Genomic DNA, 17,272 nt, shown 5'->3' on the forward strand with positions numbered 1-17,272 from the left:
ACCAGGAAGGCGACACGTGGACGACCACCGGTCACCCCTCACCGACGACCCCATCGCCATCGTGGGCATGGCCTGCCGACTGCCGGGTGACGTCACCGCGCCGGAGGACCTGTGGCAGGTCCTCCTCGACGGCGCCGACGTGCTCTCCGAATTCCCCGCGGACCGCGGCTGGGACCCCGACCTGTACGACCCGGACCCGACCAGGGTCGGCAAGGTCTACCTGAAGCGCAGCGGTTTCCTGCACGACGCGGCGGAGTTCGACGCCGGGTTCTTCGGCATCTCCCCGCGCGAGGCGCGGGCGATCGACCCGCAGCAGCGGGTGATGCTGGAGATCGCCTGGGAGGCGGTCGAACGGGCGGGCATCGACCCGCGATCGCTGCGGGGCAGCCGGACGGGCGTCTACGCGGGTGTGACCAACACCGACTACGGCGTGCGCTGGATGACCGGCGCGCCGAGCCTGCCCGAGTTCGAGGGGTACCTCGTGCTGGGCAGCTCCAACAGCGCCGCATCCGGCCGGGTGTCCTACGCGCTGGGCCTGGTGGGGCCGGCGGTGTCGGTGGACACGGCGTGCTCCTCGTCGCTGGTGGCGCTGCACCTGGCGAGCCAGGCGCTGCGCCGGGGCGAGTGCGACCTGGCGCTCGCCGGCGGGGTCACCGTGCACACCACGCCGGGCGTGTTCCAGGACTTCAGCAGGCAGCGCGGGCTGACCACCGAGGGCAGGGTCAGGTCGTTCGCCGCCGGGGCGGACGGCACCGCCTTCGGCGACGGCGCGGGCGTGCTGGTGGTGGAGCGGTTGTCCGACGCCCGCCGCAACGGGCACCCGGTGCTGGCGCTCGTGCGCGGCTCCGCGGTCAACCAGGACGGCACGAGCGACCAGCTGTCCGCCCCCAGCGGCGCCGCGCAGGAGGAGATGATCCGCCAGGCGCTCGCGGACGCCGGGCTGCGCTCCGGCGACGTGGACGCGGTGGAGGGGCACGGCACCGCGACCAGGCTGGGCGATGTCAGCGAGGCCCGGGCGATCCTCGCCACCTACGGGCAGGACCGACCGGCCGACCGGCCGCTGTGGCTGGGCTCGGTGAAGTCCAACATCAGCCACACGGTGGCCGCCGCCGGGGTCGCCGGCGTGATCAAGGCGGTGCTGGCCATGCGGCACGGCGTGCTGCCGCGGACCCTGCACGTGGACGAGCCGACCGCGCTGGTGGACTGGGGCAGCGGCGCGGTCCGGCTGCTGACCGAACCGCGCGAGTGGCCCGACACCGGGCGGCCCCGCCGCATCGGCGTGTCCTCCTTCGGCATCAGCGGCACCAACGCCCACGTCATCCTCGAACAGGCGCCCCCCGCGCCGGTCGAGCCGGGCACCGGCGGGACGTCGCCCGTTCCCGCGGTCACCGTGCCCTGCCTGCTCTCCGGCCGGTCGGAGGCGGCCTTGCGGGACCAGGCGCGGGCCCTGCACGCGCACGTCCTCGACCACCCCGAAGCACGGGTGGCCGACATCGGCTTCTCGCTGGCGACGACCCGCAGCGCCTTCGAGCACCGCGCCGTGGTCCTCGCGGCCGACCGGGACGCGCTGCTGGCGGGACTGGCGGCGGTGGCCGCCGGGGAACCCGCCGGCACCGTGCTGCGCGGCACCGGCGGGCACGGCCGCCCGGTGTTCGTCTTCCCCGGCCAGGGCACCCAGTGGGTCGGCATGGCGGCGGAGCTGCTGGACACCTCCCCCGTGTTCGCCGAGCATGTCCGCCGCTGCGACGAGGCCCTCGCCCCGCACCAGGACTGGTCGGTGGCCGACGTGCTGCGCGTCGCCCCCGGCGCACCGCCGCTCAGCCGCACGGACGTCCTCCAGGCGGCGGTGTTCGCGGTGCTGGTGTCGCTGGCCGAGCTGTGGCGCGCGTACGGCGTGGAGCCCGCCGCCGTGGTGGGCCACTCCGTCGGCGAGGTCGCCGCCGCCCACGCCGTGGGCGCGCTGTCGCTGGAGGACGCCGCGCGGGTGGTCGCCGTGCGCGGCCAGGCGATGACCTCGCTCATGGGCCGCGGGGACACCATCGCCGTGGCCCTGCCCGCGCAGGAGCTGGCGTCCCGCCTGGAGCACTGGGGCGGCCGGCTGTCGATCGCCGCCGTCAACGGCCCCGGCAGCGCGGTGGTCTCCGGTGAGCACGAGGCGCTGGAGGAGCTGCACGCGCGGTGCGCGGCGGACGGTGTCCGGGTCCGCAGGTTGAACCTCGGCCTCGCCGTGCACTCCGCCCAGGTCGAGGAGATCCGGGAACGGCTGCTGCGCGACCTGGCGGCGGTCGCCCCGCGCCCGGCCCGGGTGCCGTTCCACTCCTCCGTCACCGGCGGCGTCGTCGACACCACCTGCCTGGACGCCGACTACTGGTACCGCAACGCCCGGCAGGCGGTGCGGTTCGACGACGCCACGCGCAGCCTGCTGGCCGACGGTCACCGGCTGTTCCTCGAACCCAGCCCGCACCCGGTGCTGACCCTGGGCGTGCAGGAGACCGCCCAGGAGGCGCGAGTGGCGGTGGCGGCGGTGGGCACGCTGCGCACCAACCGCGGCGGGCCGGAACAGGTGGTCCGCGCGATCGGCGACGCCGTCGCCCACGGCGTCGAGGTGGACTGGTGGGCCGTGTTCGCCGGCACCGGGGCACGCCGGGTGGACCTGCCGACGTACCGGTTCCAGCGGCAGCGCTACTGGCTGGACCTGCACCGCGGTGGTGACGCGGCCTCGCTCGGGCTCGACCGGGCCGACCACCCGCTGCTGGGCACGGTGGTGGAGGTGGCGGACACCGGCGGGCTGCTGCTCACCGGCAGGTTCTCCCGCGCCACCCACCCGTGGCTGGCGGAGCACGTGGTGCTCGGCGTGCCGCTCGTGCCGGGCACCGCGTTCGCCGAGCTGGCCCTGCACGCCGCGCGGCTGAGCGGCTACGACGTGGTGGAGGAGCTGACCCTGCACGCCCCGCTGGTCGTCCCGGAGCGCGGGGAGGTCAGGCTCCAGGTGGCCGTGGGACCACCCGACGAGGCGGGGCACCGGATCCTCGGCATCCACTCGCGCGCGACCGGCGGAACGGGCGGCTGGGAGCGGCACGCGACCGGCGCGCTCGCTCCCGCGCAGGTGCTGCCCGATCCCGCGCGGGAGTGGCCGCCGTCGGCGGCCGACGCGCTCGACACCACCGACCTCTACGACCGGCTTGCGGCGCGCGGCTACGACTACGGCCCGGCCTTCCGGTGCGTGCGGGCGGCGTGGCGGCGCGGTGACGAGGTGTTCGTCGAACTGGCCCTGGACGACGACCGCGGCGCCGAGGGCCACGTCCTGCACCCGGCGCTGCTCGACGCCGCCGGGCACGTGCCCACCCTGCTCTTCCTGGAAGGGGGCGGCGACGGGGTGCTGGCCCCGTTCGCCTGGCAGCGGGTGGCGGTGCACTCCGCCGGGACGTCGGAACTGCGGGTGCGGACCAGGCTGACCGGTGCGGGAACGACCTCTTCGACGATCAGCGACGCCGACGGGCGGCCGGTGGCCTCGATCGGGGGCGTCGTGTCGCGGCCGGTCGACCCCGGCCGCCTGGCCCGGCTCGTCGACGGCACCGCCGACTCGCTGTTCCGGTCGACGTGGACGGCGTTGCCGCGGCGGGTCCCCCCGCCCGCCCCGCCGGCGCGCACCGCGGTGCTGGGCGTGGACGAACTGGGGCTGTGCGCCGGTCTGGCCGCCGCGGGCTGGGCCGTGGTCCGCTACGACGACGACGCGGCGCTGCGCGCGGGCCTCGACGGCGGCGACCCCGTCCCGGACGCGGTGTTCCTCACCGGGCTGGTGCAGCCGACCCGCACGCCGGTCGAGCACGTGGCCACCGAGGTGCGGGCGGTCCTGGGCGGGGTGCTGGACGTGCTCCGGTCCTGGCTCGCCGACAGCCGCCTCGCCGGCTCCCGACTGGTCGTGCTCACCCGCGGCGCGGTGCCGGACGGTCGCGACGGCGTCACCGACCTGGTCCGCGCGCCGCTGTGGGGCCTGGTGCGCAGCGCGCAGACGGAGAACCCCGGCCGGTTCGCGCTGCTCGACGTCGACCACACCGCGTCCGGCGACGCGCTCGCCGCGGCACTGGGCGAGGAGGAGCCGCAACTCCTGCTGCGCGAGCACGACCTGCTCGTGCCCCGACTGGCTCACGCGCTGCCAGCGCCGCCGCGCGACACGCCCGTGATCGTCCCGGAGCGCACGGTGCTGGTCACCGGTGGCACGGGTGTGCTGGGGGCGCAGGTGGCGAGGCGCCTGGTGACCGCCCACGGGGCGCGGCACCTGGTGCTGGTCGGCCGGCGGGGGCCCGACGCCCCCGGCGCCGCCGAGCTGGCCGCCGAGCTGGAGGGGCTGGGCGCGCAGGTGACCGTCCTGGCCTGCGACGTCGCCGACCGCGCGGACCTGGCCCGCGTGCTGGCCCGCGTCCCGGCCGAGCACCCGCTCGGCGCCGTGGTGCACACCGCGGGCGTCCTGGACGACGGCGTGCTGGGCGCGCTGACGCCCGAACGGCTCGACCGGGTGCTGCGCCCGAAGGTCGACGCCGCCCTCGCCCTGCACGAGGCCACGGCGGAGCTGGACCTGACCGCCTTCGTGCTGTTCTCCTCCGTCAGCTCCCTGGTCGGCAGCGCCGGGCAGGCCAACTACGCGGCGGCGAACGCGTTCCTGGAAGCGCTGGCCGACCGGCGGCGCGCGCTGGGCATGCCGGCCGGCGCCTTGTCGTGGGGCCTGTGGGGTGGCGACGGCGGCATGGCGTCCGGTCTCGCCGAGGTGGACCTCGCGCGGATCAGGCACAGCGGGATGCTGCCGCTGACCCACGACCGGGGCATGGCGCTGTTCGACGCCGCGCTGGAGCGCGACGACGCGGTCCTCGTCCCCGCCCACCTGGACCTGGCGGCCCTGCGGGCGAGGGGCGCGGACCTGCCCGACCTGTTCCGGGACCTGGTCCCGGCTCCGGCGCGGAGCGCGGCCCCCGCGCCGAAGGCGGACGTCCACGACCTGCGGCGGCGGCTGGCGGACCTGCCCGAGGCCCGGCGCGAGCAGGCGCTGGTGGACCTGGTGCGCTCGCACGTCGCCGTCGTGCTGGCGCACAGCACCCCGGAGGCGGTCGACGTGGACCGGCCGTTCACCGAGATCGGCTTCGACTCGCTGATCGCGATCGAGCTGCGCAACCGGCTCAACGCCGCCACCGGCCTGGACCTGTCGGCCACTGCGGCGTTCGAGCACTCCACCACCACCGCCCTCGCGCTGCACCTGGTCGACCTGCTGCCCGGGGCGGGCGGCGACGGCGGCGGCGCGGACGACATCGAGCACATGGACGCCGAGGCGCTGGTGCGGCTCGCACTGGCCGGCACCGGGAACGCGGGAGAACGACGATGAGCACCTCGACGGATCGGCTCGTCGAAGCACTGCGCGCCGCGCTGGTGGAGAACGAGCGCCTGAGGGCGGAGCGCGCGACGCCCGCCGAGGACCCGGCGGACCCGATCGCACTGGTGGGCGCGGGCTGCCGCTACCCGGGCGGCGCGGACTCCCCCGAGGCGCTGTGGCGGCTGGTGGCCGCCGGCGACGACGCCATCACCGGGTTGCCCGCCGACCGCGGCTGGGAGCGCTGGTGCGGCCCCTCGACGGACCTGGCCGCGTCGCTGGAGGCCACCGGCGGTGGCTTCCTCCACGACGCCGCCGACTTCGACGCCGGGTTCTTCGGCGTGTCCCCGGACGAGGCCCTGGCGGTGGACCCGCAGCAGCGCCTGCTGCTGGAGGTCGCCTGGGAAGCGGTCGAGCACAGCGGGATCGACCCCCGGTCGCTGCGCGGCAGCCGCACGGGGACCTACCTGGGCGTGATGCACCACGACTACCTCACGCACTTCCTGACCACGCCCGGCTACGAGGACCGGTCGGCGGGCCACCTGTTCGGCGGGAACACCGGCAGCGTCGCGTCCGGCCGGGTCGCCTACGCGCTGGGCCTGGAGGGCCCCGCGGTGTCGGTGGACACGGCCTGCTCGTCGGCGCTGGTGGCGGTGCACCTGGCGAGCCAGGCGCTGCGCCGGGGCGAGTGCGACCTGGCGCTGGCGGGTGGCGTGGCGGTGATGGCGACGCCCTTCCTGTACCGGGAGATGAACAGCGCCGGCCACGTGGCCCCGGACGGGCGCAGCAAGTCGTTCGCGCGGGCGGCGGACGGGCCGTCGCTGGGCGAGGGCGCCGGGGTGCTGGTGCTGGAGCGGCTGTCCGACGCGCGGCGCCACGGGCACCCGGTGCTGGCGATCGTGCGGGGGTCCGCCGTCAACCAGGACGGGCCCCGCCACGGGTTGCACACGCCGACCGCCCCCGCGCGGCAGCGGGTGATCCAGGAGGCGCTGGCCTCGGCCGGTCTGCGACCGTCCGACGTGGACGCCGTGGAGGGCAGCGGCACGGGCAGCAGGCTGGACGACCCGTTCGAGGTGCAGGCGCTGCTGCGCACCTACGGGCAGGACCGCGCCGGCGACGAGCCGCTGTGGCTGGGCTCGGTCAAGTCGAACATCGGGCACGCGCAGGCCGGCGGCGGCGCGGCGGGGATCATCAAGGTCGCGATGGCCATGCGGCACGGGCTGCTGCCGCGCACGCTGCACGTGGACGAGCCGACCCCGCTGGTGGACTGGGACAGCGGTTCGGTCCGGCTGCTGACCGAAGCGCGCGAGTGGCCGCGAGGCGGACGACCGCGCCGGGCCGCGGTCTCGGCCTTCGGCATCAGCCACACCAACGCGCACGTCGTCCTGGAGGAGCCGCCGGCCGAGGAGGTCGCGCCGCGGGGCGGCGGCGAGCGGGACGGGAGTGAGCGGGACGGCGCGGTGGCGTGGCCGGTGTCGGGGCGGTCGGAACGGGCCCTGCGGGCGCAGGCCGCGCGGCTGCTCGCCCACGTCACGGCGCACCCCGACCTGGACGTCGTGGACATCGGCTTCTCGCTGGCCACCACGCGGAGCGCGTTCGAGCACCGCGCCGTGGTGCTGGGGCGTGACCGCGACGAACTCGTGCGGGGCCTGGGGGCACTGGCCGGTGGGAGGACCGACCCGGCCGTGGTGCTGGGCACGTCACCGGTCGCCGGGCAGCGGGTCCGCGTGGCGGTGCTGCTGCCCGGCGAGCGGACGTCCCCACCGGTCGGGGTCGACGCGCTGCGGGACTCGCTGCCGGGTTTCGGCCGGGTGCTCGACGAGGTGCGCGCCGGTGCCCCGGTCGACGCGGCGTCGTTCGCGTTCGCGCTGGGCGTCGCCCTGTTCCGCGAACTGGAGCGGTACGGCGTGAGCGCGGCCTTCCTGGCCGGGCGCCGCACCGGGGAGTTGGCGGCGGCCCACCTCGCGGGGGCGCTGTCCGTCGAGGACGCAGCGTCCCTGCTCGCGGCCTCCCGGAGCGGCGAGGCGGCGGACGAGACGGCGGCGTTCGAGCGGGTGACGTCGGCCGTGCGGCCCGGGTCGTTCCGGGTGCCGGTGGTGTCCGCCGTCGACGGCGAGCCGCTCACCGCGGAGGCGTTGCGGTCCCCCGCGCACTGGGCGGCCCTGTTCCGCGGCACGACCGCCGACCTGCCGCGCCGGCTCGACGAACTCGGCGCCACCACCCACGTCGTGCTGGGGCAGGGCGGTGCGCCCTCGCGGGACGGCGTGGCGACCGCACCGGTGACGGGCGTGGAGTGGGGCGCGGGCGTGTCGCCCCTGACCGCGCCGGCCCACCTCCACGTCAGCGGGGTGCGGGTGGACTGGCGGGCCGCCTTCGGCGGCAGCGGGGCTCGACGGGTGGCCCTGCCCACCTACGCGTTCCAGCGCGAGCGCTACTGGCCCGACCCCCTCCCCCGTCCGTGACCGGTCGCGACCCGCGGCACGGCGTCCCCGTCCGGCGCGCGGGGCAACGACAATGGGGAAATCGGCCCCTTTGAGGCAACGACCTTTTCCCGAAAAGCCCCGCGCGACAACTCCGGAACGACCCCTGGAAATGCTTTTCCGGTGAAGCCTGGACATGGCCGGAGTACATGACGTAGCTTTCCAGGCGGGCCTGACGGAAAATCGACGCCGGAGCACGAACCGGCACCTCCCGGCCCATTTCAAAAAACCGGCGAATCGCGCGGGGGTTCATCCGAGCGCGTTTTCGACGCTGGACACCCCTGCTCGTCCGCGCACACGTGGAGACCGTCATGTCGTTGATGGAGCCGTACCGGATCAAGGTCGTCGAGCCCATCCCGATCACCACCCGCCCCGAGCGCGAGCGCGCGATGGCCGCGGCTGGTTACAACCCGTTCAACCTGCGGGCCGACCAGGTCACCATCGACCTGCTCACCGACTCCGGCACCGGCTCGATCTCCGCCGACCAGCAGGCGGCCGGGATGCGGGGCGACGAGTCGTACGCGGGTGGGCGCTCGTTCTACCGCTTCCACGAGGCGGTCTCCGACCTCACCTCCTACCCGCACATCTTCCCCGCCCACCAGGGCAGGGCCGCCGAGCGCATCCTGTTCGCCGCGCTGCTGCGCCCCGGCCAGGTGTCCGTCGGCAACACCCACTTCGACACCACCCGCGCCAACGTGGAGCTGCTGGGCTGCGAGGCGCGCGACCTGCCCTGCCCCGAGGCGCGGAACCTCGACAGCGACTTCCCGTTCAAGGGCGACATCGACCTGGCGGAGCTGGAGCGGGCGCTGGCCGACCCGGGCAGCGACGTCGGCGTGGTGGTCATGACGATCACCAACAACGGCGGTGGCGGTCAGCCGGTGTCGATGGGGAACATGCGCGCGGCCGGGGAGATCTGCCGGCGCCACGGCGTGCCGTTCTTCCTGGACGCCGCCCGCTTCGCCGAGAACGCCTGGCTGGTGACGCAGCGCGAGCCCGGCTACGCCGACAAGACGCCCCTGGAGGTGGCCCGCGAGGCGTTCGCGCTGGCCGACGGGTGCGCGGCGAGCCTGAAGAAGGACGGCATCGTCCACATGGGCGGCATCATCGCCATGCGGGACCCCGAGCTGGCCCGGCGCTGCGAGCAGCTGCTCATCGCGGGCGAGGGGTTCCCCACCTACGGCGGGCTGTCGGGCCGCGAGCTGGAGATGCTCGCCCAGGGGCTCCGGGAGGTCGTGGAACCGGACTACCTGCGCTCGCGGGCCGCGGCCACGGCGAACCTCGCCCGGATGGTCACCGAGGCGGGCGTGGACATCGTGCAGCCCGCGGGCGTCCACGCCCTCTACCTCAACGCGGGTCGGCTGCTGCCCGGCATCCCGCCGCACCGCTTCCCGGGCCACGCGCTGGCCACGGAGCTGTACCTGGCCGGTGGCGTCCGGTGCGTCGAGCTGGGTTCGCTGTTCCTCGGCGACGTCGACGCCGGCGGACGGCTGGTCACCCCCGCGCCGTTCGAGCTGGTCCGCCTGGCGATCCCCCGGCGGGTCTACACCCAGAGCCACTTCGAGTACGTCGCCGAGGTCGTCGCCGAGGTCGCGAAGAACCCCGAGCGGATGCCCGGCTACCGCCTGGTGGAGTCACCCGCGGTCCTGCGGCACTTCAAGTGCCGCCTCGAACCGGTCCCCCCGGGCACGCCGTAGCCGGCCGGGGCCGCGGCGATCCGCCGCGGCCCCGGGGGCGTGGCCCGCGCTACAGGTCGTCGACGGTGACGTAGCGGCCGGAGAGGTGGTCGGCGGCGCCGGTGGCGATGCGGACGAGGGCGGCGGTCGCGTCGGGAACGGCGGTGAAGCCGCCACCGTCGCGGGCGCGCAGGGCGAAGTCGAGGATGCCGTCGGCGTGCGGGTCGCCGACGTGACCGCGGTCGAGGTGGGCGCGGGTCATGCCGGTGTCGAGCAAGCCGGGGTCGAAGGCGACCGCGGTGACACCGGTGCCGCGCAGCTCGCCGTCGAGGTTGGCGGTCAGCGCGATGAGCGCGGCCTTGGACACGGCGTACGCGCTGGCGTGGGGCCAGCGCAGTTTGCCGGCCCGGCTGACGACGTTGACGACCCGACCGCCCCACCTGCCGATCATGCCGGGGAGGACGGCGCGGGCAGCGGTGTCCGCACCGCGCAGGTTGACCTCGAAGGTGCGCCACCAGGAGTCGGGGTCGGTGGTCCAGGTGGGTCCGATCGGGCCGGGGACACCGGCGTTGTTGACCAGCACGTCGACGGCGCCGAGCGCGGCGGCGGTGAGGGTGGCGGGGTGGGTCACGTCCGCCACGGCGCACTCGATCGTGCCGGGCAGGCCGACGCCGAGTTCGACGGTCCCGTCGAGTCCGGCGCGGTCGCGCCCCACGACGAGCACGGTGGCGCCCGCCGCGGCCAGGGCCACGGCGAACTCGCGCCCGAGGCCGCGTCCCCCACCGGTGACCAGCACCCGTGGCGCCGGGGGGCGGAGGGGTTTGCCGGTGGCGGAGCGCGGGATCGACCTGACCCGCTCGATCAGGCGGACGCGCTTCTGCGGGGCGAGCTTCGCGGCGACGTGCGCGGTGATCCCGCTCAGCGGCACGGCGCCGTCCACCACGACGTAGGCCTTGGGCAGCTCGCCCGCGACCGGGTCCGGCACGCCCACCACGACGGCGTCGGTGACGTGGGGGTGGTCGAGCAGGGCGTTCTCGAGTTCGGCGGGCGAGACCTGGTAGCCCTTGTACTTGATCAGTGATTTGAGGCGGCCGACGATGCGGAGGTGGCCGCCGGCGTCGAGGAGGGCGAGGTCGCCGGTGCGGAACCAGCCGTCGGTGTCGCGCAGCGGGACGCCGTCGAGGTAGCGCGGGGCGACCTGCGGCCCGCGCAACCACAGTTCGCCGGGCACGGCGTCGCGGCCAGTGGCCGGGTCGACGAACCGGGCCTCGGTGCCGGGCAGCACCACGCCGACGGTGCCGACGGTGCCGGCGGGGACGGGGTGGTGGTCGGGGGTGAAGGACACGCAGCCGGCCTCGGTCATCCCGAAGCCCTGCACGACCGGCAGGCCGAAGCGCGCCTCGAACGCGGTGGCGGCGGCGGTGGGCAGCGGTGCGCCGCCGGAGACGACCAGGCGCAGGGCGCTCGGCACGACGCGGGTGGTGAGCGCGCCGAGTTCGCCGACGACGCTGGGGACCAGGTAGGCGATGGCGGTGCGGGTGTCGTGCAGCAGGGCGGCGAACGCGGCGGTGTCGAACCTGGTCGGGCCGATGACGAGGGTGCCGCCGGCGCGCAGGGTGGCGTTCATGGCCATCTGCATGCCGTAGACGTGGCGCAGCGGTCCGCAGCAGGTGACCACCTCCCCGTCGCCGATGCGGTGCACCTGCCCGATCTGCGCCAGGCCGGCCGCCAGGTTGTGGTGGGTGACCACGACCTTCTTCGGCACGCCCTGCGTCCCGCTGGAGGACATGAGCACGGCGGCCCGGTCACCGCCCCGGACCGGACCGGGGGGCGCGGTGGCACGGCCGGCGGACTCGCCGGGGACGACGGTGGGCAGCGGCGGCGCCGCCCACAGCGCCTCCTCGGCGACGATCGCGACGGCACGGCACCGCGCCAGGTCCGCGATCCACTCGTCCTGCTTGTCGCGCGGGTCCAGCGGCAGCACCACGCCACCGGCGGCGAGCACGCCGTGGTAGGCGAGGACGAACTCGGCGCTGTTCTCGGTCAGGACGGCGACCACGTCGTCCTCGGTCACGCCGATGTCGCGCAGGTGCGCGGCCAGGTCCGCCACGCCGGCGGCCAGGGCGGCGTACGTCCACCTCCTCGGACCGCCGCGGGAGTGGTCCACGAGCGCGACCCGTTCACCGAGCCCGGACCGGCTCGTGAGCACGTGCTCCGCCAATCCGACCTCACCCGGGTCGGGGAACGAGCCCGCCTGCTCTGCAGCCATCGGAACGCCTCTCACTGGTGCGGTCAGGGCCGGACGAGGACCTTGGTGGCGGTGCGAGCGGCCATCGCCCGGTAACCGAGGGCAATGTCGTCGAGGGTCACCACGTGGTCGAACACCGGGGACGGGTCGATCCGGCCGGACAGCACGTCGTCCACCAGGCCCGGCAGGTACGAGCGGGCCGGCGCGAGCCCACCGGTGACGGTGATGTTGCGCAGGAAGCACGCCATCATGTCCACCCCGCCGTGCGGGCCGCCGACCAGCGCGACCGACCCGCCGTCGGCGCACACCGCCATCGCGGTGTCCAGCGCCGACTGCTCCCCCACGGCGTCGACCACCAGATCGGCCCCCACCCCGCCGGTGGCGTCCAGCAGCGCGGCGTGCGCCTCGTCACCGCGCGCGGTGACGACATCGGTCGCGCCGAACGACTCGCCCACCTCCAGCCGGTTGGCGTGCCGCCCGAGCAGGAAGATCCGCTCGGCCCCGGCGCGCCGGGCGGCCAGCACCGAGCACAGGCCCACCGCGCCGTCCCCGACCACGGCCACGGTGGCGCCGGCCGGCAGCGCGGCCGAGGCGAGGGCGTGCGCGCCGGTGGCCATCACGTCGGCCAGCGCGAGGATGCCGGGCAGGCGCTCGTCGCCGGGATCGGCGGCCACCGGGACGAGGGTCGCGTCGGCGAACGGCACGCGCACGGCCTCGGCCTGCCCGCCCCCGGTGTCGACGCCGAACATGCCGCCGGAGCGGCACGAGCTGGGCACACCCCGGGTGCACGCCGCGCACGCGCCGTCGGAGAACTGGAACGGCGACACGACCAGGTCACCGGCGCGCAGCCCCCGCACGTCGGCGCCGGTGTCCTCCACCACCCCGACGAACTCGTGCCCGCAGCGCGGCCCGCGCACCGGACCGGGGTGACCGGCCAGGCCGCGCAGGTCCGTGCCGCAGATCCCGGCGGCCACGACCCGCACGACGGCGTCGGTCGGTCGTTCGATCACGGGGTCGGGCACCGTCTCGACCCTCAGGTCGCCGGGCGCGTGCAGGATGGCGGCTCTCACAGCTGTCTCCTCGGGGGGCGGAGCTTCTCGCGGGCGGTGGTCAGGACTTCTTGCGGGCGATCGTCAGGCCGTCCGCGATCGTCAGCAGCACCGACTCGACGCGGTTGTCGGCCTTCACGTGGGCGTTGAAGTCGCGGATCGCCTTGGCGTTGCCGATGGCGTCGGGCGACGCGGCCTCACCGGCGTAGAGGACGTTGTCGACCAGGATCAGGCCGCCGGGGCGCACCCGCGGCACCAGCAGCTCCCAGTACTCGATGTACCCGGCCTTGTCCGCGTCGATGAACACCAGGTCGACGACCGGGTCCAGGGGCAGGCCGCGGAGCGTGTCCGCCGCCGGTCCCAGCTCCACCTGCACGCGGTCCGCCACCCCGGCGGCCTCCCACGCCCGGCGGGCGATCGCGGTCCACTCGTCGGAGACGTCGCAGGTGATCACCCTGCCGCCCGGTCCGACGCCGGTGGCCAGCGCGAGCGTGGAGTAGCCGGTGAACGTGCCGACCTCGACCGCGGTCCGCGCGCCCGCGGTCCTGGCCAGCAGGGTCAGCAGCGCGCCCTGCTCGGGCGGGACCTGCATCTCGGAGACGCCGCCGAGCGCGAGCGTCTGCTCGACCAGGGCGCGCTGCACCTCCGACAGCGGCGGCGCCTGGTCACGGACGTAGGCGAGCACGTCCTCGGTGAGCGGTACCGCCTTCCGGGCGTCCGCGGTGGTCGGTGAAGCGCTCATGGGGCGACCTTCCTGGTGGTGGAGGCGACCAGCCGGTCCAGCCTGGCCGGCAGCTCGGCCTGGAGCCTGTTCACGTCGTCGTTGTCGTAGCGCACGGGATCGGGTCGGTCGGCCAGGTCGTCGAGGACCAGCCGCACCCGGCCGGCGAGCTGGTCGGCGAACTCGTCCCGGCACACCTCGGCGCGGTCGACGCCGAAGAACTCGTCGAACCGGTCGCGGTCGGTGTCGACCGTGCGGGTCGGGTCCATCCCGGACTCCCGCAGCAGTGACTTCCCCTGCGGCACCAGGCGCTTGGCCACGGTCATGTGCACGAGCCGGTTGACCTTGAGCGCCCGCTTCACCCGTTCGCCCGCGAACGGCCGGAAGCGGCCGAGCAGCTCGGAGACCTGCTCGTAGTCGCGCGCCCAGGTGCCGCTGAACGCCGGGTGCCGCGCCTTCATCCTGGCCCGGATGACCGTCGCGTAGGTCTGCGGCGAGCAGCTGCCGGAGTAGAGCAGCAGCGCGGAGTAGGCGTCGTAGAGGTCCGCCACCACGTCACCGGCTCCCGGCTGGTGCGGGGTTTCGGGCAGGTGGTCGCACAGCAGCCGCCACACGCAGACCGCGACGTGGTGGCCCAGCATCCACCGGTACCAGCCCAGCGCGTCCGGGTCCGCCGCGGCGTCGATGGGCGGGAGCGGCGGGGAGGGCCGGCACGGGGTCGCGCAGTCGGTGAAGCCGGCGTCGGGCATCGGCAGGCGCAGCGCCGGCAGGTCGGTGGCGGGGGCCGCCGGTCCGGGCGCGTCCGCGACGGCGGTCACGACAGGTCCGCCGGGAACGCCGCCCCCTGGACGAGGCCGGGCAGGTGCCGCTCGACGAAGCGGTCCAGCGCGTCGGCGGCGGCGCGGATGTCGGCGTCCAGCGGCCGGTCCCGCTCGATCGGCTCGACCACCTCCGCCAGCGCCTCGACCAGCTCGGCGCAGCGCGGGGCGGTCGCCCCGCCGGGACGCAGGTGCGCGGCCTGGCGCAGGGCGACCCCGAGGCAGCCGTGCAGCAAGCGCAGCGACCGGGCCTGGTCCAGGGCGGTCAGCGCGGCCTGCGTGCCGAACGGCACCACGTCCTGGTTGTGCAGGTTGGTGGGGATGCTCTGCACGCTCGCCGGGACGCACGCGCGGCGCATCGCCACGACCACCGAGGTGGCCACCACCTGCAACCCCTGCACCCCGTGCTGCTCACCGGCCTTCGGCGACAGCATCGCGGGCAACCCGGCGTTGCGGTGCGGGTCGACGAGGAGGTCGAGCTGGCGCTCGGCCAGGTTGCCGGTCTGGGTGGCCGTCATGGACAGCACGTCCGCGGCGAACGCGGAGGGCTGGCCGAAGAAGTTGCCGCCGTGCGCGACCAGGTCCTCCTCGGCGAAGAACAGCGGGTTGTCGCTCACGCCGGCCAGGTCGCGGCGCACGACCCGCTCGGCCCACTCCACGCCCGAGCGGGCCGCACCCAGCAACTGCGGCACGCACCGCACGCTGTAGGGCTCCTGCAACGCCCGCAGACCCGTCGGCGCGGTGCCCTCCAACCAGTGGGACAACCGCTCCCCCACCGCCACCGTCTCCGGGTGCCCGAACGCGGCCAGCAGCGACGGCGACAGGAAGGCGGGGGCCGCGCCCAGCAGGTCGGTGAGCAGGGCGCTCATCGCGATGGCCACCTCGTGCGAGCGGCGCAGCGAGGCGACCGCGAGCCCGGCCGCCGCCGTGGTCACCGACGTGCCGTTGACCAGCGACAGCGCGTCCCGGCCGCCGAGCGCCAGCGGTGCGAGCCCGGCTTTCGCGAGCGCTTCGCGGGCGGGCATCCGCACCCCGTCCACGTAGGCGTGCCCGACCCCGCGCAACGCCTGCACCACGTGCGCCAAGGGCACCAGGTCGCCACTCGCCCCCACCGACCCGAGCGACGGCACGGCGGGGGTGAACGAGGTCGCCAGCATGTCGCACAACGCCCGCAGCGTCGCCGGCGAGACACCGGACCGCCCGCGGGAGAGCGACCAGGCGCGGACGAGCACGGTGGCCCGGACCACGTCGACCGGGAGGTCCGGTCCCTGCCCGGCGGTCAGGTGCTGGAGCACGTTGTCGCACTGGTCCTCGGCGTCCGCACGGCCGCCGAAGACGACCAGCGGTCCGAACCCGGTCGTGGAGCCGTAGACCGACCGGTCCTCGGTGAGGCACTTCTCGACGAAGTCGTGCCCGGCCGCCACCCCGAGGGTGGTCTCGTCGGACATCCGGATCGACACGGGCCTCGCCGCCCGTTCGATCGCGGTCGGCGTGAGGGGTTCACGGGAAAAGGTGAATTCGACGACCGACGCCGTGACCATGGTGGGTTCCTTGTCCGGAAATCCTGACAACGTCCTGCGCAACGGGCCGACCGGACCGGCGAACCGGTCGAATCGGTTGTGCGAAGATTAATGTCAGCCAGTGAATGGAGGACAAACGCGCGTCCAACCGAAAAGTAGCACGCGGGAACGCGCGGAAGAAGTGTTCGGATCACCGTTCAAGGGGGTGGTGCCCGTTCGTCCCGGCGCACTGCCTCTTCGGTAAGGCGCCCGCGCGGGAGTCGTGCCGATTTCCGCGCACCACACCGAACCGTCACGGTTCGTCGGGCGAATTCCGCTTCTTGGCCTTCTGGAACGCCAGGATGTACTTGGGCAGTTCGTCCAGCGCACGCCGCAGCCCGCCGTCGGCGACCTGCTCGTCGAACACCGCGTCCACCACCGCCTGCTCCAGTCCGGCGTCCACGCGGCGCAGTTCGGGCAACGAGGTGCCGCGCAGCAGGTCGGCGACGCGCAGCCGCCCGGTGACCTCTTCCAGCGCCCACTCCAGCCCCGCGATGACCCGGTCGGCCTCGGCGGGTTCGAGCACGAGCCTGCCGTCGGTCGCGAGTTGCAGGAACAGGTCGCCGGCGAAGGCCACCCGGTCGTGGTGCGAATCAGGAGCCACAGCTGCCTACCTCCAGGACTGGTCCACTTCAAGCACATCGCCTGCCCGGTGCCACCGCACCTGAGCGGGCAGGATCATGCCTGCCTGGACCAGGTGTCCTGCCCCGCACGTCCACCCGACGCGGGAGCCGGCCGCGCACCGCGCACGCGGTCACGGCCGGTGGCGGTCGATCGGCGCACCGCCCCGCCGGGTGGTCACTTGTTGAGCGAGGTCCCCTCGGCCTGCACCAGTTCGATGGCGACGCCGTCGGGGTCGCTGAGGAACACGATCCTGGTCGTGCCCAACCCCGGCACCTCGATCGTGGCCGGCGCGGAGTGGAACTCCACGCCCTTGGCCGTCAGTTCCTCGTAGCAGGCGTCGATGTCCTCGACGTTCAGCGAGAGCGTGAACAGGCCGCCGACGTCCAGCGGGCGGCGCGTCCCGTCGTAGGGCCGGACCTCGGGCGCGTGGACCTGGACGAGTTCGATCATGCCCAGGGGGTCCTTCCGCAGCATCACGTTGTGCACCCGGACACCCGGCGCGCGGAGCGCGGCCTCCATGCCCGGACCGTCGAGGCGGAGGTCCATCACGACTTCCCACCCGAGGAGGTCGCGGTAGAAGAAGAGCGAGCGCTCCATGTCGGAAACGCGGATCGCCACGTGATCCACACCGCTCGTCACTGCCATCAGGGCCTCCCGATCACCGACATCACCTGTGGCTGCACAGCACCAGCGGGAACGGACGACGTCAACGTCCCGCCCGACCGCCGTGCGCGAACGGGA

At 74.9% G+C, this 17,272-nt stretch carries 9 protein-coding genes and 1 pseudogene; 3 read left to right on the forward strand and 7 right to left on the reverse strand.

Annotated features, from left to right (window positions below; all coding sequences use genetic code 11):
- Positions 1-37: 37 nt before the first annotated feature.
- The 3 genes and pseudogenes from Q5530_RS27510 to Q5530_RS27520 form a co-directional block, all read left to right on the forward strand.
- Positions 38-5,374: pseudogene (locus Q5530_RS27510) on the forward strand (type I polyketide synthase); the annotation flags it as partial.
- Positions 5,371-7,821, forward strand: a complete 2,451-nt coding sequence (locus tag Q5530_RS27515) for a type I polyketide synthase (protein WP_415365702.1) — start codon at positions 5,371-5,373, stop codon at positions 7,819-7,821. The pseudogene Q5530_RS27510 and the gene Q5530_RS27515, both read left to right, overlap by 4 nt.
- Before the next feature lie 329 nt (positions 7,822-8,150).
- Complete coding sequence (locus tag Q5530_RS27520; RefSeq protein WP_415365703.1) at positions 8,151-9,533, forward strand: tryptophanase; 1,383 nt, start codon at positions 8,151-8,153, stop codon at positions 9,531-9,533.
- A 49-nt stretch (positions 9,534-9,582) separates the two neighbouring features.
- Here the strand turns inward: Q5530_RS27520 and Q5530_RS27525 are convergent, their stop codons facing one another.
- From Q5530_RS27525 to Q5530_RS27555, 7 genes are all read right to left on the reverse strand, one after another.
- Positions 9,583-11,781: an SDR family NAD(P)-dependent oxidoreductase gene (locus Q5530_RS27525; protein WP_415365704.1), complete on the reverse strand. Its 2,199-nt coding sequence runs from the start codon at positions 11,779-11,781 to the stop codon at positions 9,583-9,585.
- Positions 11,782-11,804: 23 nt separating this feature from the next.
- A complete protein-coding gene (locus tag Q5530_RS27530) occupies positions 11,805-12,830 on the reverse strand; it encodes a zinc-binding dehydrogenase (RefSeq protein ID WP_415365705.1) in 1,026 nt (341 codons plus the stop codon).
- Positions 12,831-12,870: 40 nt separating this feature from the next.
- Positions 12,871-13,551: an O-methyltransferase gene (locus Q5530_RS27535; RefSeq protein WP_415365706.1), complete on the reverse strand. Its 681-nt coding sequence runs from the start codon at positions 13,549-13,551 to the stop codon at positions 12,871-12,873.
- Positions 13,548-14,348, reverse strand: coding sequence for an L-tyrosine 3-hydroxylase (locus Q5530_RS27540; protein ID WP_415365707.1), 801 nt, complete (start codon positions 14,346-14,348; stop codon positions 13,548-13,550). The genes Q5530_RS27535 and Q5530_RS27540 overlap by 4 nt, the downstream gene beginning before the upstream one ends.
- A complete protein-coding gene (locus Q5530_RS27545) occupies positions 14,345-15,889 on the reverse strand; it encodes an HAL/PAL/TAL family ammonia-lyase (RefSeq protein WP_415365708.1) in 1,545 nt (514 codons plus the stop codon). Before Q5530_RS27545 ends, Q5530_RS27540 begins: the two co-directional genes overlap by 4 nt.
- Positions 15,890-16,160: 271 nt before the next feature.
- On the reverse strand, positions 16,161-16,511 hold the full coding sequence (locus tag Q5530_RS27550) for a hypothetical protein (RefSeq protein ID WP_415365709.1): 351 nt from the start codon (positions 16,509-16,511) through the stop codon (positions 16,161-16,163).
- 194 nt (positions 16,512-16,705) lie between these two features.
- Complete coding sequence (locus Q5530_RS27555; protein ID WP_415365710.1) at positions 16,706-17,176, reverse strand: VOC family protein; 471 nt, start codon at positions 17,174-17,176, stop codon at positions 16,706-16,708.
- Positions 17,177-17,272: the final 96 nt, after the last annotated feature.

Source organism: Saccharothrix sp. BKS2, assembly GCF_047689505.1.
GTDB lineage: Bacteria > Actinomycetota > Actinomycetes > Mycobacteriales > Pseudonocardiaceae > Actinosynnema > Actinosynnema lopnurensis.

Bases quoted from the DNA above. Each gene is read 5' to 3' on its own strand.
- Q5530_RS27515 (WP_415365702.1), top strand. From the start codon at position 5,371: ATGAGCACCTCGACGGATCGGCTCGTCGAAGCACTGCGCGCCGCGCTG.
- Q5530_RS27520 (WP_415365703.1), top strand. From the start codon at position 8,151: ATGTCGTTGATGGAGCCGTACCGGATCAAGGTCGTCGAGCCCATCCCG.
- Q5530_RS27525 (WP_415365704.1), bottom strand. From the start codon at position 11,781: ATGGCTGCAGAGCAGGCGGGCTCGTTCCCCGACCCGGGTGAGGTCGGA.
- Q5530_RS27535 (WP_415365706.1), bottom strand. From the start codon at position 13,551: ATGAGCGCTTCACCGACCACCGCGGACGCCCGGAAGGCGGTACCGCTC.
- Q5530_RS27545 (WP_415365708.1), bottom strand. From the start codon at position 15,889: ATGGTCACGGCGTCGGTCGTCGAATTCACCTTTTCCCGTGAACCCCTC.
- Q5530_RS27555 (WP_415365710.1), bottom strand. From the start codon at position 17,176: ATGGCAGTGACGAGCGGTGTGGATCACGTGGCGATCCGCGTTTCCGAC.